The 23717-nt window shown below is 55.5% G+C and carries 24 protein-coding genes; 16 read left to right on the top strand and 8 right to left on the bottom strand.

Annotated features, from left to right (window positions below; all coding sequences use genetic code 11):
• The first annotated feature begins 3 nt into the window (after window positions 1–3).
• From rseP to lpxB, 8 genes are all read left to right on the top strand, one after another.
• Window positions 4–1356 (top strand): RIP metalloprotease RseP, encoded by a 1353-nt coding sequence (gene rseP, locus Z948_RS0117165; RefSeq protein ID WP_025060777.1) that lies wholly within the window; start codon window positions 4–6, stop codon window positions 1354–1356.
• Between the two features lie 134 nt (window positions 1357–1490).
• Entirely contained in the window at window positions 1491–1616 is a 126-nt protein-coding gene (locus Z948_RS19290; RefSeq protein WP_255209621.1) for a hypothetical protein, read from the top strand.
• Between the two features lie 253 nt (window positions 1617–1869).
• Window positions 1870–4137 carry an outer membrane protein assembly factor BamA gene (gene bamA / locus Z948_RS0117155; protein WP_037952360.1) on the top strand — a complete coding sequence of 756 codons (2268 nt, stop codon included), beginning with the start codon at window positions 1870–1872 and terminating at the stop codon, window positions 4135–4137.
• A gap of 3 nt (window positions 4138–4140) precedes the next feature.
• Window positions 4141–4704 carry an OmpH/Skp family outer membrane protein gene (locus tag Z948_RS0117150; RefSeq protein ID WP_037952309.1) on the top strand — a complete coding sequence of 188 codons (564 nt, stop codon included), beginning with the start codon at window positions 4141–4143 and terminating at the stop codon, window positions 4702–4704.
• 68 nt (window positions 4705–4772) lie between these two features.
• A complete protein-coding gene (fabZ, locus tag Z948_RS0117145) occupies window positions 4773–5243 on the top strand; it encodes a 3-hydroxyacyl-ACP dehydratase FabZ (protein WP_025060774.1) in 471 nt (156 codons plus the stop codon).
• Window positions 5243–6022 carry an acyl-ACP--UDP-N-acetylglucosamine O-acyltransferase gene (gene lpxA / locus Z948_RS0117140; RefSeq protein ID WP_025060773.1) on the top strand — a complete coding sequence of 260 codons (780 nt, stop codon included), beginning with the start codon at window positions 5243–5245 and terminating at the stop codon, window positions 6020–6022. Before fabZ ends, lpxA begins: the two co-directional genes overlap by 1 nt.
• Window positions 6019–6813: an LpxI family protein gene (locus Z948_RS0117135; RefSeq protein ID WP_025060772.1), complete on the top strand. Its 795-nt coding sequence runs from the start codon at window positions 6019–6021 to the stop codon at window positions 6811–6813. The genes lpxA and Z948_RS0117135 overlap by 4 nt, the downstream gene beginning before the upstream one ends.
• Window positions 6810–7976, top strand: a complete 1167-nt coding sequence (gene lpxB, locus Z948_RS0117130; protein WP_037952312.1) for a lipid-A-disaccharide synthase — start codon at window positions 6810–6812, stop codon at window positions 7974–7976. Before Z948_RS0117135 ends, lpxB begins: the two co-directional genes overlap by 4 nt.
• Here the strand turns inward: lpxB and mnmA are convergent.
• Entirely contained in the window at window positions 7973–9115 is a 1143-nt protein-coding gene (gene mnmA / locus Z948_RS0117125; RefSeq protein WP_025060770.1) for a tRNA 2-thiouridine(34) synthase MnmA, read from the bottom strand. The two genes, lpxB and mnmA, sit on opposite strands and share 4 nt — an antisense overlap.
• Window positions 9116–9245: 130 nt before the next feature.
• Between mnmA and sciP the strand changes: the two genes are divergently transcribed.
• The 5 genes from sciP to Z948_RS19285 all read left to right on the top strand — a co-directional run bounded on the left by sciP (window position 9246) and on the right by Z948_RS19285 (window position 14870).
• Window positions 9246–9524: a CtrA inhibitor SciP gene (sciP, locus tag Z948_RS0117120; RefSeq protein WP_025060769.1), complete on the top strand. Its 279-nt coding sequence runs from the start codon at window positions 9246–9248 to the stop codon at window positions 9522–9524.
• A 101-nt stretch (window positions 9525–9625) separates the two neighbouring features.
• On the top strand, window positions 9626–10333 hold the full coding sequence (ctrA, locus tag Z948_RS0117115; protein WP_025060768.1) for a response regulator transcription factor CtrA: 708 nt from the start codon (window positions 9626–9628) through the stop codon (window positions 10331–10333).
• 88 nt (window positions 10334–10421) lie between these two features.
• Window positions 10422–12557, top strand: coding sequence for an NAD-dependent DNA ligase LigA (ligA, locus tag Z948_RS0117110; protein ID WP_025060767.1), 2136 nt, complete (start codon window positions 10422–10424; stop codon window positions 12555–12557).
• The gene (gene recG, locus Z948_RS0117105; protein WP_025060766.1) at window positions 12554–14644 is read left to right on the top strand and encodes an ATP-dependent DNA helicase RecG; all 2091 of its coding nucleotides are present in this window, start codon (window positions 12554–12556) and stop codon (window positions 14642–14644) included. The genes ligA and recG overlap by 4 nt, the downstream gene beginning before the upstream one ends.
• Window positions 14645–14741: 97 nt before the next feature.
• Window positions 14742–14870: a hypothetical protein gene (locus Z948_RS19285; RefSeq protein WP_255209622.1), complete on the top strand. Its 129-nt coding sequence runs from the start codon at window positions 14742–14744 to the stop codon at window positions 14868–14870.
• Between the two features lie 207 nt (window positions 14871–15077).
• On the opposite strand, the gene Z948_RS0117090 is transcribed toward Z948_RS19285, so the two are convergent.
• Window positions 15078–15521, bottom strand: a complete 444-nt coding sequence (locus tag Z948_RS0117090; protein WP_025060765.1) for an iron-sulfur cluster assembly scaffold protein — start codon at window positions 15519–15521, stop codon at window positions 15078–15080.
• A 75-nt stretch (window positions 15522–15596) separates the two neighbouring features.
• On the opposite strand from Z948_RS0117090, the gene hisI reads away from it, so the two are divergent.
• Window positions 15597–15953 carry a phosphoribosyl-AMP cyclohydrolase gene (gene hisI / locus Z948_RS0117085; RefSeq protein WP_025060764.1) on the top strand — a complete coding sequence of 119 codons (357 nt, stop codon included), beginning with the start codon at window positions 15597–15599 and terminating at the stop codon, window positions 15951–15953.
• On the opposite strand, the gene gluQRS is transcribed toward hisI, so the two are convergent.
• The 5 genes from gluQRS to Z948_RS0117060 form a co-directional block, all read right to left on the bottom strand.
• Window positions 15950–16798, bottom strand: a complete 849-nt coding sequence (gluQRS, locus tag Z948_RS0117080; protein WP_025060763.1) for a tRNA glutamyl-Q(34) synthetase GluQRS — start codon at window positions 16796–16798, stop codon at window positions 15950–15952. The two genes, hisI and gluQRS, sit on opposite strands and share 4 nt — an antisense overlap.
• The gene (locus Z948_RS0117075) at window positions 16795–17400 is read right to left on the bottom strand and encodes a class I SAM-dependent DNA methyltransferase (protein WP_025060762.1); all 606 of its coding nucleotides are present in this window, start codon (window positions 17398–17400) and stop codon (window positions 16795–16797) included. Before Z948_RS0117075 ends, gluQRS begins: the two co-directional genes overlap by 4 nt.
• A gap of 18 nt (window positions 17401–17418) precedes the next feature.
• Entirely contained in the window at window positions 17419–18768 is a 1350-nt protein-coding gene (trmFO, locus tag Z948_RS0117070) for a methylenetetrahydrofolate--tRNA-(uracil(54)-C(5))-methyltransferase (FADH(2)-oxidizing) TrmFO (protein WP_025060761.1), read from the bottom strand.
• A 340-nt stretch (window positions 18769–19108) separates the two neighbouring features.
• Window positions 19109–20431 (bottom strand): cytochrome-c peroxidase, encoded by a 1323-nt coding sequence (locus Z948_RS0117065; RefSeq protein ID WP_156023526.1) that lies wholly within the window; start codon window positions 20429–20431, stop codon window positions 19109–19111.
• 96 nt (window positions 20432–20527) lie between these two features.
• The gene (locus Z948_RS0117060; RefSeq protein ID WP_025060759.1) at window positions 20528–21313 is read right to left on the bottom strand and encodes an enoyl-CoA hydratase; all 786 of its coding nucleotides are present in this window, start codon (window positions 21311–21313) and stop codon (window positions 20528–20530) included.
• 57 nt (window positions 21314–21370) lie between these two features.
• Between Z948_RS0117060 and Z948_RS0117055 the strand changes: the two genes are divergently transcribed.
• Window positions 21371–21811: a PaaI family thioesterase gene (locus Z948_RS0117055; RefSeq protein ID WP_037952315.1), complete on the top strand. Its 441-nt coding sequence runs from the start codon at window positions 21371–21373 to the stop codon at window positions 21809–21811.
• 131 nt (window positions 21812–21942) lie between these two features.
• Here Z948_RS0117055 and Z948_RS0117050 read toward each other — a convergent pair whose 3' ends face one another.
• Window positions 21943–22176 (bottom strand): DUF1127 domain-containing protein, encoded by a 234-nt coding sequence (locus Z948_RS0117050; RefSeq protein WP_025060757.1) that lies wholly within the window; start codon window positions 22174–22176, stop codon window positions 21943–21945.
• 98 nt (window positions 22177–22274) lie between these two features.
• On the opposite strand from Z948_RS0117050, the gene Z948_RS0117045 reads away from it, so the two are divergent.
• Window positions 22275–23687, top strand: a complete 1413-nt coding sequence (locus Z948_RS0117045) for an aminotransferase-like domain-containing protein (protein ID WP_025060756.1) — start codon at window positions 22275–22277, stop codon at window positions 23685–23687.
• Window positions 23688–23717 lie beyond the last annotated feature (30 nt).

The following is a 23717-nucleotide window of genomic DNA, read 5'->3' as shown; positions in this document are numbered from 1 at the left end:
GCATTGGATATTACAACACTCCTCCCGCAATTCGGCGGCTTCATCTGGACGATCGCAGCATTTGTGATCGCGCTGTCGGTGATCGTCGCGATCCATGAATATGGTCACTACATCGTTGGCCGTTGGTGTGGGATCAAGGCGGATGTCTTTTCGTTAGGTTTCGGGCCTGTGCTATATGCGCGAAACGACAAACACGGCACGCGCTGGCAGATCGCGGCCCTGCCGTTCGGCGGCTATGTGAAATTTGCAGGGGATGCGAATGCGGCCTCTGGCAAAGACGAAGAGGCCATGGAAGAAGTGGCCACCGATCCGGTGCGACTGCGTGAAACCATGCATGGTGCGCCGCTTTGGGCGCGCGCGTTGACCGTTGCCGCAGGGCCTGTTTTCAACTTTGCCATGTCCATTATCATTTTCGCAGCCATCGCCATGAGCATCGGCACTGCGCGTGACCCGCTGACTGTTGAAGCGATTAAACCCATGCCTAACCCGATTGTCGGATTGGAAAAAGGGGATGTAATTCAATCGATTGCAGGCCGCGAGATGCCCGCCAGTATCAATACGCCAGAATACCGCGACTATCTGGATGCTTTGCCGCTGGAACCTGTGTTGGAATATACCGTGTTGCGCGATGATGCGCCTGTGACCGTTTCTGGACCATACCCTCTGCCGGCGCTTGTAGGGTCTGTTGGCGCTGAAACAGCGGCCCTAGCGGCGGGATTGAAAAGCGGCGATGTGATTACCGGCATTGACGGGACGCCAACATTTGCCTTCCAGCAGCTGAAAAACGCGGTGGAAAGCTCGGAAGGGCGGCCCTTGGCCTTGGATGTCTGGCGCGATGGTGAGGCGCTTGCCTTTACGCTTGTGCCCAAGTCAACGGATGAACCACAGGCCGATGGCAGCTTTATCAATGTGCTGCGGATTGGCATTTCCAGCGACAGCGCGATCACCCCCGCCACGGACACACCAAGTATCGGCGAAGCGGTAAACCGTGGCTTTGCAGGTACATGGCGCATTATGAAGGGCTCTGTTTCGGGCCTGTGGCATATGGCGACAGGGGCGATTAGCAGCTGTAACATGTCCGGTCCGGTAGGGATCGCAAAAGTGTCGGGCGCGATGGCCAGTCAGGGCGCGATGAGCTTTATCAACTTTATCGCCGTTTTAAGCACAGCAGTTGGTCTGCTGAATCTTTTCCCTATTCCAGCGCTGGATGGTGGGCACCTGACGTTTTACGCCTATGAGGCGGTCACCGGAAAACCGCCCAGCGATGGTGCCTTGCGGGTGCTGATGACCATCGGGATTACATTGGTGCTTAGCTTGATGTTGTTTGCGTTGTTCAACGACCTCTTCTGCCCGTAAAACTGATAAAACAGTTTGAAAACATGCAAAAGCAGGGCGAATGCCTTGCTTTTGCCACATTTGGCGCCTGTCTTTGCCACATTCTGCATGCACAAAGATGCCCTAAGGTTTCAACCGAAAGATAGGCGGCACCCATGCAGACGATTACAAAAGACGACCGTGGACTTAGTGTTCTCATGGATCTGAACTGGGATCTGGCATTGTATTTGTGCACAATCATTTTTGCGCTTTGCGCAGGAGCGTTTGTCGGCACCCTCTAAGAGATTGCTCTGATTTGGCAAAATTCCATAGGTCTGCGCCTTGCGTGGGCCTTTTCCTGCTAAAAAGAGGGGCTCTTGGTTTTGACAACCACGCGCCCTAAGGGTAGTCAGGTCGGAACGGTGTTTATAAAATTGGGTAATAACCATGAGCCTGGGGTCTTTGAAACGCACAACTGTCGCGTTTGAGCAGCACAGATTTTTTCGAGCGGGCCTTAAGGGACTTGCTTTTTCTTTATTGATTTCAACAGCATATATGCTTCCCGCGCCACAAGCGGCCGCGCAGCAGTATACGTTTAATACGGTTCGTATCGACGGGAACCAACGTATCGGCGACAGCGCGATCCTGTCTCAGGCTGGAATCGCCCGAGGGCAGGCTGTAAGCGCAGGTGAGCTGAATGACGCCTTTCAAAAGCTAAATAACTCAGGCTTATTTGAAAGCGTTTCGATCACCCCGCAGGGGAACACCCTAAAGATCACGGTTGTCGAGCTGCCAACGATCAACCGGATTTCCTTTGAGGGTAACCGCCGGATCAAAGACGATGCGCTGGAATCTGTAATCGATTCAACAGCCCGCCGTGTGTTCAACCCCGCCCAAGCGGAAAAGGACGCCAATTCGATTGCTCAGGCCTATTCCAGTGATGGCCGCCTTTCCGCACGTGTGCAGCCAAAAGTTATCAAACGCAGCCAGAACCGTGTTGATCTGGTGTTTGAAGTCTTTGAGGGCGACAACGTCGAGATCGAGCGCCTCAGCTTTGTCGGGAACCGTAAATTTTCAGACCGCCGCTTGCGCCGCGTCTTGGGCACCAAACAGGCAGGCATTTTCCGCCGCTTGGTGCGCCGTGACACATTCGTCGAAGACCGCGTAGAGTTTGACAAACAGGTGCTGCGCGATTTCTATTTCTCGCGCGGTTACGTTGATATGCGCGTGAACTCGGTCAACGCCGAGCTGACAGAAGAACGCGACGGTTATTTTGTTGGCTTTAACGTCCAAGAGGGCCAGCAGTTTAAATTCGGTGAAATCACCGTGACATCGGAACTGAACAATGTGGACGGCGATGTTTATTCTGGTTTCGTAAAGGTTAAGCCAGGCGTGGTTTATTCCCCGACATTGGTTGAGGCCGATATCGCCCGTTTGGAACGTCAGGCGATCCGTGATGGTGTCGACTTTATGCGCGTTGAGCCGCGTGTGACGCGCAATGACCGTGATTTGACACTGGATGTGGAATTTGTCCTGTCTCGCGGGCCGCGTATTTTTGTTGAACGTATCGACATTGAAGGCAACACAACCACGTTGGACCGTGTTGTGCGCCACCAGTTTGACAGCGTTGAGGGCGATCCGTTCAACCCCCGCGAAATCCGCCAATCCGCCGAACGCATTCGCGCCTTGGGCTTTTTTGAAACCGCTGAGGTGAACGCACGCGAAGGGTCCAGCCCCGAGCAGGTTGTGATCGATGTTGACGTCGAAGAGAAGCCAACAGGGTCCTTGAACTTTGGGGGGTCGTTCTCCTCTTCGGATGGTCTTGGGGTTGCGATCAGTTTTGCCGAGGAAAACTTTATCGGTCGTGGTCAAAAGCTGTTTTTGAACCTCTCAACCGCATCCGACGCGCGCCGTTATGGTTTTCGCTTTGTCGAGCCGTCTTTGTTGGGGCGTGACGTGAGCTTTGGCCTAGAGCTGGATTACTCTGAGGAAAACTCGTCTTTCTCAACCTATGACAGCAACCGTTTGCGCTTCCGCCCAACCCTGACGTTCCCTGTTTCCGAAAACGGCCGCTTGCAGCTTCGCTATACGGCCGAGCAGACTGAGGTGACTGCGCGTGAGGATGAAACCGATGACGGGTCCGATTTCCACGGCACAATCATTCAGGGCGATATTGATGCGGGGTCTTTGATCTCCTCGTCGATCGGCTATGAATACAGCTATGATACCCGCCGCACGGGCCTTGACCCAAATGCAGGTGTCTTGTTCCGCTTTAGCCAAGATTTTGCAGGTATCGGTGGCGATCAGGAATATATCCGAACCGTTGCTAAGCTGGTTGGTGAAAAGAAGATCTTCAACGAAGAAGTAACCCTGCGGGCGACGTTGGAAGGTGGTGCATTGGCATGGCGCGGTGGCACAAACCGCTCGGTTGATCGCTTCCTGCTGTCTTCCTCGCAATTGCGTGGTTTTGAACCCGGCGGCATTGGTCCACGGGACGGGAATGCCACCGAAGGGGATTCTCTGGGCGGGAACTTGTATGTTGTTGGCCGCCTCGAAGCGGAATTCCCGCTGGGTCTGCCCGAAGAATACGGCATCCGCGGGGGTGTGTTCTATGATGTGGGCAACCTTTGGGATCTTTCCGACGTTAATTTGAACGGTGGAACGGCCTTGGGCGAAAGCGGTTCTTTCCGCCATGTTATCGGGGTTTCGATCTTTTGGGATACCCCTGTTGGTCCGCTTCAGTTCAACATATCGGACGCAATCCGCAAAGAAGAGTTTGACCGAGAGCAGAAGTTCGAAATCACTCTGCAAACTCAATTCTAAGCTGTGCGGCGCGCGGTACACTGTATCGGGTTCTCACTGGCGTTGTTAACCGCTGCGCCAGTGGTTTCGCAGGATTTGGGAACACCGATTACCTCGATCTTGACGATTGATAGTGAACGTCTGTTTCTGAACAGCAATTTTGGCAAACGTGTTGCGCGTGCCGTAGAGGCACGCGGAAACGAATTGGCTGCTGAAAACCGCCAGATTGAAGCAGAGCTCGCCGCAGTCGAGCAGGAACTCACGGATCGAAGGTCTACCATGACACCGGAAGAGTTCCGCCCGCTGGCCGATGATTTTGATGCGCGCGTCCAAGAGACAAGGGCGGCGCAGGCTGCCAAATCGCGCGAATTAAGTGCGATGTTGGATCAAGAACGCGAAGTGTTCCTGAACGCCGCAGGCCCCGTGTTGCAGGAACTGATGAGCGAAGTCGGGGCAACTGTGATTTTGGAGCGCAGAACCGTTTTTATCAGTTCAAACAGCAGCGACATCACCTCAACGGCGATAGATCGGCTAAACAATAGATTGGGCGAGGGCACGACCCCTTCCCAAGGCGAAAGCCAAGACTAATGCAGCGCGCTTGCTCCTGAGCGGCGCAATTGCTAGCAGTTATCCTCAAGATTTCACAAGGACCTACCATGACCCAAGACCTCAAGCGTGCCGATATTCAAACGATCCAACGCATTCTGCCGCACCGCTATCCGTTTTTGCTGGTTGATAAGGTCGAAGAGATCGACGGCACGCAATCGGCTGTCGGTTACAAAAACGTCACCATGAACGAGCCGCATTTTCAGGGCCACTTTCCTGGAACGCCGATTATGCCAGGTGTGACAATCGTCGAGGCTATGGCCCAGACTGCGGGTGTGATGATTGGTGTGGCGCTGGATCAGTTGGATCGCGACATGCTGATCTATTTCATGTCGATTGATAACTGCAAATTCCGCCGCAAGGTCATTCCAGGTGATGTTCTGCGGATGGACGTTAAAACGGTTCGCGGCAAGCCGGGTGGCAAAATCTGGAAATTCTCTGGTGTTGCTACGGTTGAGGGTGAAATGGCGGCTGAGGCTGAATTCATGGCGATGCTGGACTTGCCCAAAGGGGATGCGTAATGGCCATCCATCCCAGTGCGGTCATCGAAGACGGTGCTACCATTGATCCATCAGCGACTGTCGGGCCGTTTTGCATTGTCGGTGCAGAGGTAACCCTTGGCGCTGATGTTGTTCTGAAATCCCATGTGGTTGTGACAGGGCAGACGACGGTTGGCGAAGGGACTGTTATCTTTTCGTTCGCAGTGATTGGCGAAATCCCTCAAGACCTCAAATTCAAGGGCGAAGCCAGTCGTCTGGAGATCGGTAAACGCAATCGCATCCGCGAACATGTGACCATGAACTGCGGCACCGAAGGGGGCGGTGGGCTGACCAGCGTGGGGGATGACAACCTGTTTATGGCAGGGTGTCACATCGCCCATGATGCCATCGTTGGTAACAATGTGGTTGTGGTGAACAATGCCGCCGTTGCGGGTCATTGCGTTATTGAGGATCACGTGATCATCGGCGGCCTGTCGGGCATTCATCAGTGGGTTCGCATCGGGCGTGGCGCGATCATTGGCGCGGTGACGATGGTGACCAATGATGTGATCCCCTATGGGTTGGTACAGGCCTCTCGTGGGCATCTTGATGGGTTGAACCTTGTGGGGCTCAAACGCAGCGGCGTTGCCCGCAGCGACATTACCGCACTGCGGGCAGCCTTTCAGATGTTGGCGCAGGGTGAGGGAACCTTCCATGATCGCGCGGAGCGCCTAGGGGCCGAAACCGAGAGCGAATATGTCCGCGAGATTGTCGAATTTGTTTTGGCCGATAGCGGTCGCCACTTCCTGACGCCGTCATGACGCTGGCGGTGATAGCGGGGCGCGGTGATTTGCCTGCGCTGGTTGCAGGGTCCTGCGAGGTCCAACCGCTTATCTGCGGCTATGAAGGTGTCGAGCTGTCTGGCCTGAGTGCCGACATCACCTATCGCCTAGAGACTTTGGGCAGCTTGCTGCTTGAGCTTGGCAATCGCGGTGTTACTCAGGTTTGCTTTGCGGGCGGGCTGGATCGGCCTGCCTTGGACCCGACCAAGCTGGATGCGGAAACCGCCCCCTTGGTCCCGATGTTCATGCAAGCCCTTCAACAGGGAGATGACGGCGCGTTACGTGTGGTGGTTGAGCTGTTTGAAAAGACGGGGTTTGAGGTTCTTGCCGCCCATCAGGTTGCGCCAGATCTTTTGGCAAAGGGTGGCGTTTACGGCGAACACTGGCCTGACGCGCAGATGCGCGCGGATGCGGAAGTTGCCGCCGCGCATGTCCTGAAAATCTCTGCACAAGATCTCGGTCAGGCCTGTGTTGTGGGCGATGAACGGGTTTTGGGCATGGAAGATGCCGCAGGGACCGATGCGCTGCTGGCTGGTTTGCCTGCCAACACAAAGAAAAAGCAGGCGATCCTGTTCAAAGGCCCGAAAGAAAACCAATCGCGTTTGATCGATTTGCCCACCGTAGGGCCAGAGACGATGCGTGCTGCTCATAACGCGGGCTTGGCAGGTGTTGTGGTGGATGCGGGTGATGTTCTGGTGCTTTACCCCCAACGATGCGCTGATTTGGCGGATGAGCTGGGTCTGGTGTTCTGGGCGCGCACTGGCGAATGAAACCTCTGCGCGTCTTCATTCTGGCGGGTGAGCCATCTGGCGATAAACTGGGCGGCGCGTTGATGGCGGGGCTCAAATCGCTGCATCCCGATGTGTCCTTTGAGGGGATCGGAGGCGTGCTGATGCAGGCTGAGGGCCTCAACAGCCGCTTTGACATGAGCGAACTCAGCGTGATGGGTTTGGCGGAAATTCTGCCAAAATACTTTCACCTAAAGCGCCGGATTGCCGAAACAGCCCAAGCTGTGATCGACATGCAACCTGATGTGCTGATCACGATAGACAGCCCTGATTTCTCGCTGCGCGTTGCCAAATTGGTCAAGGCGGGCAGTGATATCCGCACTGTTCACTATGTTGCACCTACGGTTTGGGCATGGCGGGCAGGGCGCGCGGCTAAAATGGCGCGCCACATTGATCAGGTGCTTGCGCTCCTCCCGTTTGAGCCACCGTATATGCAAGCCGCTGGCATGCGATGCGATTTCGTTGGCCACCCTGTCGTCGCCGAACCTGTTGCAACGGATCACGAGGCCAACGCCTTTAAAGCCAAGCGAAACCTATCCAAAGGGCCCGTGGTACTTCTCTTGCCCGGATCGCGGCGTTCAGAGGTTGCACGGCTGGGAGAGCGGTTTTCGCAAGTTGCCAAGCAGCTAAAGGCGCAGATACCCGATGCGCAGATTGTGGTGCCTGCCGCCGCACCTGTGGCAGATGCGGTTTGCGAACTCACCAAAGATTGGCCTGATACGCTGGTGCTGGATCCCAGACAGGGGGAATACGCCGCCGCAATGGCCGAGAAACGGGCAGCCTTTCGCGCCGCTGACGTGGCGCTCGCCGCCTCTGGCACTGTTTCGCTAGAACTTGCCGCGGCCAATACGCCCATGGTCATCGCCTATGACATGAGCCCCCTGAGCCGGTTTATCATTAGCCGAATGGTCAAGGTGGATACGGTCACTCTGGTTAATCTGGTCTCCGATACCCGCGCGGTGCCCGAATTCATCGGCAAGGATTGTCAGCCCGATCGGATTGTCGCCAGCATCGCGGATGTCTTGGCCGCGCCGCAGGATCAGCGCGCAGCGATGGCGTTGACGATGCAGCGTTTAGGGCAGGGCGGCGAAGCACCGGGCCTACGTGCCGCCCGCGCTGTTTTGGATGGGCTGGCAGCAGATTAACCGCGGTGAATCCAGCCGCCGCCAAAGATACGGCTGCTATCGGGATCATAAAACACGCAGGCCTGTCCGGGGCTGACCCCTTCTTCGGCGACCATCAGTTCGACTTCGGCCGTAGTCTCCGAGAGGGGGCGCAGGATCGCATCCGTTGGCGGACGTGTTGACCGCACCCGCACCGAAACATGCCATTCGCTGCGCGAATTAAACGGCTCATCACCCAGCCAGTTCACTTCCTTGATCGGCACAGTCCGCGTGGCCAGCATGTGTTTGGGGCCTACGACAACTTCTTTGCGATCGGGATCAAGGCGCACAACATACAAGGGCTCTGCAAGCCCGCCAATGCCAAGGCCACGGCGCTGTCCGATGGTATAGTTAATGACCCCGTCATGTTTGGCCAAAACCGTCCCCTCGTGATCCACGATATTACCCGGATCGGCGGCCTCGGGGCGCAATTTGCGAATGACAGAGGCATAGTCGCCATCGGGAACAAAGCAGATGTCCATGCTATCAGGCTTGTTCGCGACCCGCAGGCCGTATTTCTCGGCCAAGGCGCGCGTGGCGTCTTTGGACGGCAAATGGCCAAGGGGGAAGCGCAGGTAATCCAGCTGCTCAGGCGTGGTCGAAAAGAGGAAATAGCTTTGATCACGATTCGCGTCTGCAGCGGCGTGCAATTCGGCGCCGTTTTCACCCATCATGCGCTGAATGTAGTGGCCCGTGGCCATGCAGTCGGCCTCTAGATCTTTTGCGGTCTCTAAAAGATCTTTGAATTTTACACGTTCATTACAGCGAATGCAGGGCACAGGAGTCGCGCCGCCAAGGTAGCTGTCAGCGAATTCGTCGATGACCGCATCCTTAAAGACGTTCTCGTAATCCAGAACATAATGCGGAAAGCCCATATCTTCGGCCACGCGGCGCGCGTCGTGAATATCAATCCCCGCACAGCAAGCCCCTTTTTTGGCCAGCGCAGCACCATGATCATATAACTGTAGCGTCACACCAACAACGTCATAGCCTTCTTCGGCCAGCATCGCAGCCACGACTGAGCTATCCACACCGCCAGACATTGCGACAACCACGCGCGTATCGGCAGGGGCCTTGGCAAAGCCAAGCGAGTTTAGAGGCGGCGTGTGATCAAGCGGCATGGGGAGGTATCCGTTTTAGGGCGTTGTCATGGAATATAGGAAAATGCGAACTACTCACAAGGGGGCGCTTCATCTGTCTTTAATACCGTTCAGAGCATTCCAGTAAGGGTAATTGAGGCGGTATGGAACTATGTATCTTAAGAAAGTAGACGGCCCGCGCGCGGTAACCCTCGCGGATGGAACGGTAATGACCAGTGCAGATTTACCCCCGACAAAGACAAGGCGATGGGTGGCATCGCGAAAAGCAGCTGTTGTGCGGGGGGTTGTCTATGGTTTGATCACCAAAGATGACGCGCTAAAGCGCTATAGCCTGAGTGATGATGAGTTTATTGAGTGGGTGCGCGCGGTCTCGACCCACGGTGAAGCTGCCTTGAAAACAACAATGGTGCAAAAATATAGACAACTTTAAGTTGTTCTGCCATAAACGTAGCCAACATTTACGAGTGGTTAACTATTTTTGTTCACGTTTGTTTCTATAGATTGACCTAACTCTGGCGGAGAAAAACGAAAATGCGCGTGCTGCTTGTCGAAGATGATCCTACCACGTCCAAAAGCATTGAATTGATGCTTACCCATGCGAACCTGAACGTTTATGCAACGGACCTAGGGGAAGAGGGGATCGATCTGGCAAAGTTATATGACTATGATATCATTTTGTTAGACCTCGGTTTGCCGGACATGACAGGGCACGAGGTGCTGCGGCAACTGCGACTTAGCCGTATTGAAACACCAATTTTGATCCTGTCCGGTGCAGATGATACCGAGAGCAAAATCCGTGGCTTTGGATTTGGCGCCGACGATTATCTGACCAAACCATTCCACCGCGAAGAACTGGTTGCGCGCATTCACGCAATTATCCGCCGCTCAAAAGGGCATTCCCAGTCTATCATCAATACTGGCCTGATCTCGGTTAACTTGGATGCCAAAACGGTGAGCGTTGAAAATAAACCAGTTCATCTGACGGGCAAAGAATACCAGATGCTGGAATTGTTGAGCCTGCGTAAGGGGACAACTCTCACCAAAGAAATGTTCTTGAACCACCTGTATGGCGGCATGGATGAACCAGAGTTAAAGATTATCGACGTGTTTATCTGTAAGTTGCGCAAGAAACTCACAAACGCCACTGGCGGTTCTAGCAATATCGAAACAGTTTGGGGCCGTGGCTATGTCCTGCGTGATCCGGAACCGGCCGATATGGATTTGGCCGTTAGCGCCTGAATGGGCGACTTGATTGTATGAAAGAACCTAGACCTGCCTTTGGTCGCGGCCTATCTAATTGCTAGGTGGCTAACCAAAGGCAGTTTTAGTGAACGAAGAAACCAACATCCCAGAATTGGACGTTGATGTCCTGACCGAAACCCAAGCAGCAAGCGAGCTTGCGCGTTTGAGTGTTCTGTTGGCCGAGGCCAATACAGCCTATCACGCTGAGGATGCTCCGCAGATATCTGATGCGGCATTTGATGCGTTGCGTCGCCGAAATGCAGAAATCGAAGCGCGATTTCCCCATTTAAAGAGGGCTGATAGCCCCAGTGATACAGTCGGGGCTGCACCGGCCTCGGGCTTTGGTAAGATTACGCATAGTGTTTCGATGCTGTCTCTTGCCAACGCGTTTTCCGACGAAGACGTCGGGGAGTTTGACACCTCTATTCGTAAATATCTTGGCTTGGGGGCGGAGGCGCCGCTGAGCTATACGGCTGAACCCAAAATTGACGGGCTGTCATTGTCGTTGCGCTATGAAAAAGGGATTCTTACGCAGGCGGCGACCCGTGGTGATGGCTCTGTCGGTGAGAATGTCACCGCAAATGCAAAGACGGTGTCCGATATCCCCCATCATCTGGAGGGCACGCCGGATGTTCTTGAGGTGCGCGGCGAAGTCTATATGAGCCATGCTGACTTTGAGGCCCTGAATGCGCGTCAGGAAGAGCGCGGCGGCAAAACCTTTGCAAACCCAAGAAATGCGGCCGCAGGGTCGCTGCGTCAACTGGATGCTGAAATCACACGGTCGCGCCCTTTACGGTTTTTTGCCTATGCATGGGGCAGCTTGTCCGAACCTCTGGGGGTGACCCAATGGCAAGCTATTGAAAAATTAAAGGATTTGGGTTTCTCGACCAACCCTTTGACGGCACGTTGTGATGGCCCGTCGCAGTTGGTTAAACATTACCGCCAGATCGAAGAGCAGCGCCCAGACCTTGGGTATGATATCGATGGTGTTGTCTATAAAGTGGACGAGCTGGAATTGCAGGCGCGCCTTGGCTTTCGCTCAACCACGCCCAGATGGGCGATTGCGCATAAATTCCCTGCCGAATTGGCGTGGACCCGTCTAGAGGGCATAGACATTCAGGTTGGCCGAACCGGCGCGCTTAGCCCCGTTGCAAGGTTGGCGCCTGTCACCGTTGGCGGCGTTGTCGTTTCAAACGCAACTTTGCACAATGAGGATTATATCAAAGGCCTCGATAGCAAAGGGCAGGAAATTCGGGGCGGCAAGGATATCCGCGTTGGCGATCTGGTGCAGGTCTATCGCGCGGGGGATGTGATTCCCAAAATCGCCGATGTGGATCTGGGCAAACGGCCAGATGACGCTATTGCTTTTGCATTCCCTACCGCATGCCCCGAATGCGGCAGCGATGCCGTCCGAGAGCCAGGGGATGCGGTGCGCCGCTGTACTGGTGGCTTGATATGCCCTGCGCAAGCTGTTGAAAAGCTAAAGCATTTCGTCTCGCGTGGTGCGTTTGATATTGACGGGCTAGGGGCAAAACAGGTCGAACAATTCTATACGGATGGTTGGATTTCTGAACCCGCTGAGATTTTTACGCTGAAAGAGCGTTTTGGCACGGGAATGCAGCAGCTGAAAAACCGCGAAGGCTGGGGCGATAAATCGGCCTCTGGGCTGTTTGCCGCGATTGATCAAAAGCGCAAGATCCCCCTCGCAAGGTTGTTGTTTGGCCTCGGCATTCGTCATGTCGGCGAGGCTGCATCAAACATGATCGCTTTGCACTATGGAACATGGGATGCGCTGGCCGTTGCGATGGATGAGGCAAGGCCCATGGAGGGTGCTGCATGGGACGATCTGATCAGCATTGATGGCATGGGCGCTGTGATGGCCGGATCGTTGGTCGGGGCGTTTGCCCAAGAGGCCGAGCGCGCATCGATCCAGCGTTTGATCGAACAGCTAGACGTTCAAGAAGCCAAACAGGCAGACACTTCTGGATCCCCCGTGGCAGGAAAAACTGTTGTGTTTACAGGTACATTAGAGAAAATGACGCGCGCCGAAGCAAAGGCCCGTGCCGAGCGGTTAGGCGCCAAGGTTTCAGGCTCGGTGAGTGCCAAAACCGATTTGCTGGTCGCAGGGCCGGGTGCGGGGTCAAAGGCGAAAAAGGCCGCTGAACTGGGCATCGAAACCCTAGATGAGGACGGTTGGCTAGAGTTGATCGACGGCTTATGAACACACGCCCCGAACCCTTATTCCCTCTGTTTGCCAGTCTGGACACGTTAACAGGCGTCGGGCCAAAGACGGCGCAGCATTTTGCAGGCCTTGGGGTGATTGCCCCACGGGATTTGCTGTTTACCCTGCCGCAATCGGGGATTGATCGCCGATTGATCGCTTCGGTGGAAGGGGCCGTGTTGCCCGCAACGCTGACGGTCGCGGTGACAATCGGCAAACACGCTCCCGCCCGCACCAAAGGCGGGGCCTACCGCATTCAGGTCGAAGACGACAAAACCGCATTCCAGCTGGTGTTCTTTCATGCCCGTGGGGATTATTGGCACCGCCAATTGCCAGAAGGCAGCAGGCGCATCGTGTCAGGGCGGGTTGAGCGTTTTGATAACATGCCGCAAATGGTTCACCCCGATTTTCTGGTCCCCGAGGCAGAAGCGGATAGCATCCCTAAATTTGAGCCCGTTTACCCGCTGACAAACGGTGTCACCCAGAAACTGATGTATAAGGCGACCCGTGGCGCGCTGGCCTTGGTGCCGGATATGGGCGAATGGATCGATCCAAACCAGCTTGCGCAATCTGGGTGGCCCGATTTCAAAGCGGCCGTTTTTGCGGCTCATGATCCGGAAACGTTAAATGATGTATCCTCATTGGCTCCGGCGCGTGAACGGCTGGCTTATGACGAACTCTTTGCCCATCAGATTACGCTGGCCTTGGCACGACAGGTCGAGCGGCGCAAAAAGGGGCGTCCAGCCCTCCCCACAGGGGTTTTGCAGGCCAAAGTTTTGGCTGATCTGCCCTATACTCCAACGGGCGCGCAGTCGCGTGCGATAAGCGAAATCATCGCTGATATGCAGACCGACCAGCGGATGAACCGATTGCTGCAGGGCGATGTGGGGGCGGGTAAAACACTGGTGGCGTTTATGTCCCTGTTGGCCGCGGTTGAATCCGGCGGGCAGGGGGTTTTGATGGCCCCAACCGAGATCTTGGCGCGGCAGCATATGCAAGGATTACAACCCCTTGCGCAAAGCGCGGGCGTGGTTTTGGAAATCTTGACTGGCCGTGACAAAGGGGCCGAGCGCGCAGCAAAACTGGCCGCTTTGGAGCGAGGCGATATCCATGTTTTGGTGGGTACTCATGCTGTGTTTCAGGAAACCGTCGTCTTTAACGATTTGCGCCTTGCTGTGGTGGATGAACAGCACCGCTTTGGCGTGCGTCAGCGGCTAGAGCTGGGGCGCAAGGGGCGGCAGGCCGATGTGCTGGTGATGACCGCTACGCCGATCCCACGCAGTCTCGCCTTGGCGCAATATGGCGATATGGATGTGAGTGTTCTGGATGAAAAACCACCCGGGCGAAAACCGATCCAGACAGTTCTGGTCAGCACGGATCGCTACGACGAGGTGACCGAACGTTTGCGCGCTGCCATGGCGGATGGGCGCCAATGCTATTGGGTTTGCCCTTTGGTTGAGGAAAGCGAGGTCAGTGACCTTACCGCCGCTGAGGAACGCTTCAAACGCCTTCGTGCAACATTGGGCGATGGGGTTGTGGGGCTGGTTCATGGCCAGATGCCGCCCCAAGAAAAAGACGCGGCGATGGCGGCGTTCCAGCGGGGCGAGACAAAATTACTGGTGGCGACGACCGTGATCGAAGTGGGCGTAGACGTGCCCAATGCTTCGATCATGGTGATTGAACGGGCCGAGAGCTTTGGTCTGGCGCAGTTACACCAGCTGCGGGGGCGCGTTGGGCGTGGATCGGCGGCGTCTAGTTGTTTGCTGATGTACCAAAACCCGTTGAGCGAAACAGGGCGCCAGCGGCTAGAAGTCTTGCGCGAAACCGAAGATGGTTTTGTGATTGCCGAGACGGATTTGAAAATGCGCGGCACGGGAGATTTGATCGGCACTGCGCAATCTGGTGTGCCTAGGTTCAAGGTTGCAGACCTTGAGAAACAGGCTGCATTGATGGCCGTGGCCCAATCGGATGCCCGAAAGTTACTAAATGATGACCCGAAACTGGAAGGAGACCGCGGGCGTTCTGCGCGGCTGCTTCTATGGCTCATGCGGCAGGATGAGGCAATTCGTTTGATTTCAGTGGGTTAACCTGTTTTGTTCTAAAAAGTTCACAAATGTTCTCAAAAAGTTCTTGCTTGTCCTTGGTTAACGTGAGAACAAAGAGGCAACAAGAACGGAGAGACACATGACCTTCTATCGCACAGTCAAAGCCATTGCCGCCCGATCGCAAGATACATTGGTGCAAGATGCCGTAGGGGCTGCTGCCTTGGTTGTGATGCTGGTGGTCGGTTTGCATCTTCCTGTACTTGTCTGATTTTCTGCCTGCGCTCTTATGCCGGGGTTTGTTTTAACGGTGCCTCTGTCCCAAATTGATGCACCATCCATGTCACGTTCTGCCTGTCCATGACATGTTCGGGGTTGCCTTCCCCAAAACGAACCATCGGGTCCCACATAAGATACGCTTTTCTTGCGCCGCACATCTGTCCCGATGTGCGGCGTCTTTTTTGTCTAGCAGGGGGCGTTAGCCTGCTTGGGCGGTTTCCATCGCCTCGGCTAGGGCTTCGAGGCTCAGCATGATCGAGGCATGGCGGTTTTTGTAATCCACGGCGGGGGTGAGCACCTCAAAACCGTCAAATGGTGCTTCCGGTGTGCCGCCTTTGCCCTTTAGCATTGCCTTTAACTGATCGCGCCCTTGCTGGATGGTTTCCAACGAAGCCCCGAGCGCGGCCGCGCCGGTAACCGCTGCTGCTGCCTGTCCCAAGGCGCAGGCTTTTACATCTTGGCCCATGGCAACCAGCTTTCCGTCCTCCATCTGAACGTCAACTGTCACGCTCGACCCGCACAATGGGGAGCGGCGCGTAACGCTTGCGTCGGGGGAATCCAAACGGCCCAAATGCGGAATATCAGCAGCAAGCGCCAAAATGCGCCCCGAATACAGCTTGATCAGATCACTATCGTTGGACATGGTATTTCCTTTGCTTGACCTCTACATAAGCAGTTACTGAGCGGATGCAAAAACTTTTGAACAAGGTGGACAAACATGCCCTTCGACCCGACGACCCTAAAGTATAACGAAGCAGGTCTGATACCGGCGATTGCGCAGGATCATGCGACGGGAGAAGTCCTTATGATGGCGTGGATGAACGCCGAAAGCCTGATGCGCACGCTTGAGACAGGGCAGGTGACCTATTGGAGCCGCTCGCGTCAGGAATTTTGGGCCAAGGGCGCGACATCGGGTCACGTTCAGACGTTGAAAGAGATTCGTCTGGATTGCGACCGTGATTGCCTGTTGATGCAGGTAGATCAGATTGGCGCAGCCTGCCACACAGGCCGCCGGAGTTGCTTTTTCACGGGGTTTGACGTGGAAGGCGAAACCGATCTGGACCCGCTTGACTAAAGGCCGACCATTTCACGAATATCTTGCGGCGTTGCGCCCTCAGCCCGAAAAAGCGAGATGGCTCTTGCATCGTCGCGCTTGGCCAGACGTTTACCAGCCTCGTCGCGGATCAGGCGATGGTGATGGTACTGCGGCTGTTCCAGCCCCAATAATGATTGCAGTAAGATGTGAATTTTGGTGGCATCAAACAGGTCTTCACCACGGATCACGTGGGTGACCTCTTGGGCGGCGTCATCCAGAACGACGGAAAGGTGATAGGAGGTTCCCATGTCCCGCCGCGCGATAACGATGTCACCGACACCATGGATCAGCTCATCCGCGCTGACGGTCGTTTCCCGCGCCATGCCGCTGTCTGAAAAGGATAAATCCTTTTGCAGCGCGTCGCAGGCTTTGCGCATGTTTAGGCGCAAGGCTACATTTTGGGGCGGGGTTGCGCCCTCTAGCGGAAAATCGCGGCAGGTGCCGGGGTAAATCACCCCGTCAGGCCCAAGCAGCGGCGCGCCTTCTTGGGGGGCGCTGGCGGCTGCGGCGATATCTGCGCGGGTGCAGCTGCAGGGATAAATAAGGCCGCGCGCCCAAAGATCATCCAATGCGGCGGTGTAATCTGGCTGGCGCTCTGATTGGCGCATCACTGGTTCTTGCCATCGAATGCCAAGCCACGCCAGATCATCGTAGATTTGGTTTTCCCAATGCTCCCGCGCGCGCGAGCGGTCGATATCTTCGATCCGTAGTAAAAAGGCCCCATCAGCCTTTTGCGCCATGTCATAGGCCAGCAACGCAGAATAGGCATGGCCAAGGTGCAGCGGACCCGTAGGGGATGGTGCAAATCTGGTGATGAAGCTCAAGCTTTTTCAACCACATATACGGTTGAGTTTATGCCCTGACCCGGTAGATGATCGCCATATTCGCTAAACAATAGCACAGCTGCGCCGCAATCAAGCCATTCGTTCAATCGGCCGATGTTTTCGCTTTCCGCCAGCGCGTGATCGTTAAAGGAAAATACCAACAGACCTTTGCTTGGCAGGGCGTGCAGCAATTTGTCCAAGGTCGAGATCGGGGCCGCGCCTGCGCCGATAACGCCGACCGCGCTCATCAGCATGTGGTTTTCGCCGATGTCTGTGTCAGGTTCAATCTGGGTGAGGGTGCGGTATATGTTTTTGCTTTTCGCTTGGTTGATCATTTCCGAGGAAAGATCCACACCGTCGATGGTTTCAAAACCCGCGTTTCTGAGGGCCAAGCCAGCCAGCCCCGTACCACAGCCGAAATCCAGCAGGGGCAGCGATTTATCGGGGGCAAATTCGGCCAAAGCTTCGGCGCAACGTTTGGGGGTCGCATAGCCGTTTTCGCCGATTTCAACTTCGTAGGAAGCAGACCAATCATCATATAGCTGTCGCGTACTGTCTGTGTCGCGGGCGGTATAGGCTTTGTCCAGAAACGTCTCGGTCATGCTGTTATGATAGGGCCATTAACCTTCTTGTCCAGCGGATAGCCACGCCTGCCAGTCAACTTTGGCGCGGTCGGTATAGGCTTTGTAGCGGTCTTTGCGGCCGCGGCGTCCGCCTTTTTGCCCTTCAACAGGTGGGAAAAGCCCAAAATTCACGTTCATCGGCTGGAAGGTTTTGGCATCAGCGCCACCAGAAATATGGGTGATCAAGGCGCCAGTTGCCGTTGTGGCGGGGGGCGTATCCAATGACCCGCCCATAATTTCCGCCGCAGCCAGACGCCCAGCAAGCAGCCCCATGGCAGCGCTTTCAACATAGCCTTCAACGCCGGTGATCTGGCCAGCAAAGCGTAGGTTAGGACGTGATTTCAGGCGCATCTGACCATCCAGCAAAGTCGGAGAGTTCAGGAAAGTGTTGCGGTGGATGCCCCCCAAACGGGCAAAGCTGGCATTCTCCAGCCCAGGAATCCGTTTGAAAACCTCGGTTTGCGCGCCGTATTTCATTTTGGTTTGAAAGCCGACGATGTTGTATAGCGTGCCGAGTTTGTTATCGCGGCGCAGCTGCACAACAGCATAGGGTTTTACATCGGGTTGGTGGGGGTTGGTCAGGCCCACAGGCTTCATCGGACCAAAGCGCAAGGTCTCTCGGCCACGTTCGGCCATGACCTCGATCGGCAGACAGCCGTCAAAATAGCCTGCGGTTTCATTCTCGTGAAACTCGGTTTTTTCTGCGGCCTCAAGCGCGTCGATGAAATCGTAATATTGGGTCTCATCCATGGGGCAGTTGAGGTAGGCCGTGCGCTCTTCCTCGGTCTCGCCTTTGTCATAGCGCGATTGCATCCACGCTTTGCTCATATCGATGCTCTCGTGATACACGATGGGCGCGATAGCGTCGAAAAAGGCGAGGGCCTCGGCCCCTGTTTCGGCAGCAATTGCAGCCCCCAGATCACCAGAGGTCAACGGACCAGTTGCGATGATCCAATGGCCGTCGTCGGGCAGGGTGGTGATTTCGCCGTATTCGACGCTGATGTTGGGATGTGCCATCAAGGCATCCGTCACGGATTGCGCAAAAGGGTCGCGATCCACGGCCAATGCGCCACCCGCTGGCAGGCGGTGTTTTTCGGCCGTCTGCATGATCAACCCATTTGCTTGGCGCATTTCCCAATGCAGCAAGCCAACGGCGTTTTGCTCGGAATCGTCCGAGCGAAATGAATTGGAACACACCATTTCACCCAAAAGGCCGGTTTGGTGGGCAAAGGTTTCCACTTTGGGGCGCATTTCGTGAATGACGACCTGAATGCCAAGATGTGCAGCCTGCCAAGCAGCCTCTGATCCGGCCATGCCGCCGCCGATGATGTGTAATGTTTTATCCATGCAGCGCAGATAAGCCAGCAGGCGCAGTGGTGCAACAGCTTGCTGTTCGGGGGGCGGGCAAATGCCCGTTTCTCACTCAAATGTCGGGGGATTTTGGGGTCGCCGCTGCGGGAATAGGGGGATCAGATGAGAGTCTGATCTGGAGGGACCTTCCGCCGGCGGCGACCCAAAATTGGGCAGCTCTATGTGCCATGTCCTATTTATGCCTTATTGCTGCCCAATTTGCCAGACGTAGTTTTGCAACAGTGAGGTTCCGAATTCGCAACAGTATCCTCAGCCATAAAAAAACCTCGGCTACCGATGGCGCCGAGGTTTTGTTTCGTTCATATTTTAAAGGTGGTTAGGACGGTGGCGACACAATATCCATGGGCAAACCAGAGGGCACCGAGGCGGGCACGCCAAGGCCATTCTGGCCAACGGTTTCATCCGTTAACGCGCCAAGGAACGCCATAATCTTGTCAATTTCGGCTTGCTCAAGGGCGACGTCACTGATCTCGATCGCTTCGGCGATGCGCATGACCTCTTCAAAGTCGTCCATTGCGTCCCAGTCGTTTACATCCACATTTTCTGTCAGAACCGGTTTGTTGCGATCATATTTCGCCAGACCTTTAACAGCGTCCAAATGGTGGCGCACGATATCTTCTAGATCAGCATAAGCGCCGTTGTGGCCATATGGGCCGGATTGGGTCACATTCCTAAGGGTCGGGGTGCGAAAGCGGTACATGTCATCCGCAATGCCCGTCACCATACCAAGGCCGGTGTCGGCATAGGCGGCATGGGTGTCTTTTCCTGGCCCAAGCTGGGGAAGGCCAATCGCGTGAAAGTCATGATCGGTTTGGAACGCGCCAGAGTGGCAGGTCGAACAACGCGCCTTTCCGTAAAACAGGTCCATCCCTTCTAGTTCGGCTTGCGTTAGGGATTCTTCGCCCTGAAGGTAACGGTCGAACGGGCTGTTCGTTGCGCGAAACTCAGATCCGATAAAGGCAGACAAGGCGGTGCCAATGTCGGTGATGTGGATATCCTTGGTGCCAAGATCCTCAAAACGCTCGGTATATTCGGGAATGCCTTTGACGCGTTTCGCCAAAAGATCCCAAGCGCCGTTGGGCCCTAGGATGCGTTCGGCTTCGACGGCGTCGGCAATAGGGTTTTCGCCGGGGTGGCCGGCCATCTCATCTGGTGAAAGGATGGGCAGAATGTTTTGGGCAGCCAATGCAGAGGGCATCGGACGCTCCAGCGTGCGCCCATCGGGCATGCGGATGCCAAACATCGCCTTGCGGTCCTTGGCGGTGCGGCCATCATGGAACATGACGGAAAACTCACGTGCGCCTAGGTTGAATAGGGCCGGAGCATTTCGCGGAATGCGCCCTTTGGGCATGTTGCTTTTGACAACCTGCCGTTCCTCACCCAGACCAAGGCCCCCTTCGCCAACGGACAATGACATGGCATCAGACGTCCCAAGGGTCGGGTGGTGGCAGGTAGCGCAGGCGATGTTCTTGTTGCCTGACAGGATCGGGTCAAAGAATAGATCGCGACCCAGTTCGATCAGCTCGGTAGGGAACTGATGAAAATCATCATCTTGAACCGGCGAGGGCAGCGGGCCGGCAAAAACAGCCGCACTGCCAAGCAGTCCGGCACAAAGGGTTCCCAGCGACAGTTTCATCATCTCACGACTCCTCACGATTTCGTGAGGTTCGTATCGCATTTTATGAATTCAATCGACTATCCGAATGGAAAAACACCGTTGTGAAAGGCGAAACAGTCATTGTTTCCAATCAGGTGCGCGCTTTTCGATGAATGCCTGCATGCCTTCTTGGGTGTCACCATAGCCGAGGTTTTCAACCATGATCTGGCCTGTGTAATCGTAGGCCTCTTGGGTGGGCATGCCTAGTTGTTCGTAAAAGGCGCGTTTGCCGATTTTGACCGCAGCGCCCAGTTTTCCGGCGATTTGATCCGCGAGGGCGGCGGTTTCTTTGGCGAGGTCTTCTGGTGCGACCACACGGTTGATCAGGCCAAGCTCTTCGGCGCGTTCAGCAGAAATGAAATCACCTGTGGTTAGCATTTCAAACGCTTTTTTGGGCGCAATGTTGCGGCTAAGGGCGACCATCGGGGTCGAGCAGAAAAGGCCAATGTTGACGCCGTTCACCCCAAACCGCGTGCCCTCGGCGGCGACAGCCATGTCGCAGGTCGCAACCAGCTGGCAACCGGCGGCAGTTGCGATGCCGTGGATCTGGGCGATCACTGGCTGGGGCATGGTTTGGATGCGGGTCATCACATTGGTGCAACGGGCAAACAGATCCGCAAATCCGGCGGCACCTGCATCTTCGTTTTGGCGCATGGCCTGCATCTGGCGCAGATCGTGGCCTGCGCAGAATGCCTTGCCTTCACCCGATAGGGTAATGACACGGCACGTCGGGTCATCGGCCAGCTGGTCCAGCGTTTCCTGAAGCGCGGCCAGCATTTCATCGCTGAGCGCGTTCAACCGTTCGGGGCTGTTCATCGTCAGATGTGTGACTGCGTCCCGTTGCGTTACTTCCAAAATTGCCATCTTGCGCGCTCCCCCTGTTCCAGCAACTCTAGTCGCAAGAGGATAGGGAGGACAAGTATGGCTGGATCACGTGAAGTGGTAATGCAGGCGCCAGAGCTGATGGCGTTTATGCGACAAGTGTTTGAACAGGTCGCTGATGATTTCAACGTAGAAGAGGTCAAACCCAATGAGGTGACCATGCGGATGAAAATCAAGGAACAACACCTACGTCCGGGAGGCACCGTATCTGGCCCGTCTATGTTCGCGCTGGCGGATGTTTCGGCCTATATTGTGACCTTGGCCATGATCGGGCCAAAGGCCTTGGCGGTTACAACAAGTTGTTCCATGGACTTTATGCGCAAGCCGGTTTCCGGCGTTGACCTGATCGCAACTGCAAAGCTGCTAAAGCTGGGCCGCCAGTTGTCGGTGTCTCATGTTTTGGTCTATTCCGAAGGGCAGGAAGACCCCGTTGCGCAGGCCACAATGACCTATGCGATCCCGCCTCAAAAGGTGAGCTAGGGGTTCGGCCCTAATTTCCAGATTGTGTCGAAATGTTTCTGAATTATTTCAGAATTGTTTCGGCATTGTATCAAAAAAGGGCAGGGAAAACCCTGCCCAAGTGAAGAGGTCTGGACTGCGTCACGGGGATGTCACGCCCTCCAGAACACCTTGCGTGCCTCGGAACGAGCCGCCGCCGGTGTTATTCCCACGTCTTCCAATTGCCATGCGTCTAGTTGATCTAGCGTCAGGCGTGTGCGACGTCGGGTTGCCCATTTTGTCACGCAGGCTGCAAACTTGACGCTAAGAACTGCGATCAGCGGAAGGCTGCGCGTAGAGTTCAGAACCGCGAGGGCATCGTTTGTCAGGATCGCTGCGTGTGTCATGGGAAAATCTCCTATTTAATTGTATTGACACAATGTGGCGTGTTTGCCATGAGTGTTTGGTACAATAAGAGACCTCAGTAATCTACGGAAATATTGTAATGGATACAATTTGGGCGCCTGCTCTCGATCCTGATATCAAGCCAAAGTACCGCGCGGTCGTTCAAGCGATCCGTGAGGCAATCGCATCCGGTGCTTTATCCGCAGGGGAAAAGCTGCCGCCCGTGCGGGAGCTGGGCTGGACCTTGGGTATGACGCCTGGCACTGTTGCGCGGGCCTATACCGTTTTGACGGATGAGGGGGTCTTGCGGGCCGAAGTCGGGCGTGGAACGTTTGTTGCCGCACCCGCCACCGCCGAGCCGCCGCTGAACCTAATGGAAATGGATGTCATCGAACATCTGACAGGCGGCGATAACTTTGACGTTAATCTTTTCTCGCCCCATTTGCCCAACGGGGGGCAATCCAGATTGATCCGCCAGCTTTTGGCCGAGGTCGCAAAAGAGCCGCCATCGGGCATGATGCATTACCCATCCCGTCGCGGCGCAAAAGCAGCGCGCGAAGGGATGGTCCGTTGGCTGTGGGATACGCCCATCGGCCCCTTTAGTGAGGCAGATATTGTCCTGTCTCACGGTGGGCAGAATGCTATTTCCTTAGTGTTTCAGACCATCCTAAAGGGCAGGCGACCTGTTATTTTTGTAGAAGAGCTAAGCTATCCTGGTTTTCGGCGTGCGGCGGCGGGGCTCAGGGCGGATGTTGTGTCGATCGCTATGGATGGGGACGGTCTGTGCCCTGTCTCCTTGGCGGCAGCGTCCGAAAGATACCCAGAGGCGCAAATTGTATGTACCTCACCCGAAGTGCACAGCCCCACCTGCGGCTATAGCTCTCTAGAGCGGCGGATCGACATTGTCGCAGTGGCCCGCAAGTTTGATCTGCAAATCCTTGAGGATGACTGTTACCGCATCGGAACAGCCCAAGCACCGGGGTATCGACAGTTAGCGCCTGAGCGGGGCTGGTATGTTTCGTCCCTGAGTAAGTCGATCACGCCTGCTTTGCGGGTCGGTTGTGCCATCGCGCCAAAGGATCAAACCGCTGCGCTGCATCGCACAGCCGAGCATGGTTATTTCGGATTGGCGACACCGATAACGGATCTGGTGGCCAGCCTGCTTGTGCACCCCCAGATCGACGGGATTATGGAACGCACGCGCCAAGGGGTTAGCGATTACGTCAAGGCCGCTGTAAATGTTCTAGGTGCCTATGACCTGAGCTGGCGCGAAGATGTGCCTTTTGTCTGGCTGACTTTGCCGGATGGGTGGAGGGCCAGCGCGTTTTGTCGTGCTGCCGAAACGCGCGGCGTGCGCATTCGCGCCGCCGAGGAATTTGCAGCGCGTCATAGCCAAACGCCCCATGCGGTCAGGATGGCGGTAAATGCGGGTGTGAGTTTGAACAGCTTTGAGGCTGCGATGGTGCGCTTGCGGGATTTGCTGGATAACCCGATGGACGAGATATCGGTATAGGGGATTCTGCCTGTTGGGGTGGAAGGGGGC

The sequence above is a fragment of the Sulfitobacter donghicola DSW-25 = KCTC 12864 = JCM 14565 genome (assembly GCF_000622405.1).
GTDB classification, from domain to species: domain Bacteria; phylum Pseudomonadota; class Alphaproteobacteria; order Rhodobacterales; family Rhodobacteraceae; genus Sulfitobacter; species Sulfitobacter donghicola.
The sequence above is the reverse complement of the archived record's forward strand: the minus strand, read 5'-3'. Positions and strand labels throughout refer to the sequence as shown.

Bases quoted from the DNA above. Each gene is read 5' to 3' on its own strand.
- Z948_RS0117090 (WP_025060765.1), bottom strand. From the start codon at position 15,521: ATGTCCAACGATAGTGATCTGATCAAGCTGTATTCGGGGCGCATTTTG.
- Z948_RS19285 (WP_255209622.1), top strand. From the start codon at position 14,742: ATGACCTTCTATCGCACAGTCAAAGCCATTGCCGCCCGATCGCAAGAT.
- lpxA (WP_025060773.1), top strand. From the start codon at position 5,243: ATGGCCATCCATCCCAGTGCGGTCATCGAAGACGGTGCTACCATTGAT.
- sciP (WP_025060769.1), top strand. From the start codon at position 9,246: ATGTATCTTAAGAAAGTAGACGGCCCGCGCGCGGTAACCCTCGCGGAT.
- Z948_RS0117050 (WP_025060757.1), bottom strand. From the start codon at position 22,176: ATGACACACGCAGCGATCCTGACAAACGATGCCCTCGCGGTTCTGAAC.
- Z948_RS0117060 (WP_025060759.1), bottom strand. From the start codon at position 21,313: ATGGCAATTTTGGAAGTAACGCAACGGGACGCAGTCACACATCTGACG.
- recG (WP_025060766.1), top strand. From the start codon at position 12,554: ATGAACACACGCCCCGAACCCTTATTCCCTCTGTTTGCCAGTCTGGAC.
- ctrA (WP_025060768.1), top strand. From the start codon at position 9,626: ATGCGCGTGCTGCTTGTCGAAGATGATCCTACCACGTCCAAAAGCATT.
- Z948_RS0117135 (WP_025060772.1), top strand. From the start codon at position 6,019: ATGACGCTGGCGGTGATAGCGGGGCGCGGTGATTTGCCTGCGCTGGTT.
- Z948_RS0117075 (WP_025060762.1), bottom strand. From the start codon at position 17,400: ATGACCGAGACGTTTCTGGACAAAGCCTATACCGCCCGCGACACAGAC.
- fabZ (WP_025060774.1), top strand. From the start codon at position 4,773: ATGACCCAAGACCTCAAGCGTGCCGATATTCAAACGATCCAACGCATT.
- Z948_RS0117065 (WP_156023526.1), bottom strand. From the start codon at position 20,431: ATGATGAAACTGTCGCTGGGAACCCTTTGTGCCGGACTGCTTGGCAGT.
- hisI (WP_025060764.1), top strand. From the start codon at position 15,597: ATGCCCTTCGACCCGACGACCCTAAAGTATAACGAAGCAGGTCTGATA.
- Z948_RS0117055 (WP_037952315.1), top strand. From the start codon at position 21,371: ATGGCTGGATCACGTGAAGTGGTAATGCAGGCGCCAGAGCTGATGGCG.
- trmFO (WP_025060761.1), bottom strand. From the start codon at position 18,768: ATGGATAAAACATTACACATCATCGGCGGCGGCATGGCCGGATCAGAG.
- Z948_RS19290 (WP_255209621.1), top strand. From the start codon at position 1,491: ATGCAGACGATTACAAAAGACGACCGTGGACTTAGTGTTCTCATGGAT.
- lpxB (WP_037952312.1), top strand. From the start codon at position 6,810: ATGAAACCTCTGCGCGTCTTCATTCTGGCGGGTGAGCCATCTGGCGAT.
- Z948_RS0117045 (WP_025060756.1), top strand. From the start codon at position 22,275: ATGGATACAATTTGGGCGCCTGCTCTCGATCCTGATATCAAGCCAAAG.
- bamA (WP_037952360.1), top strand. From the start codon at position 1,870: ATGCTTCCCGCGCCACAAGCGGCCGCGCAGCAGTATACGTTTAATACG.
- mnmA (WP_025060770.1), bottom strand. From the start codon at position 9,115: ATGCCGCTTGATCACACGCCGCCTCTAAACTCGCTTGGCTTTGCCAAG.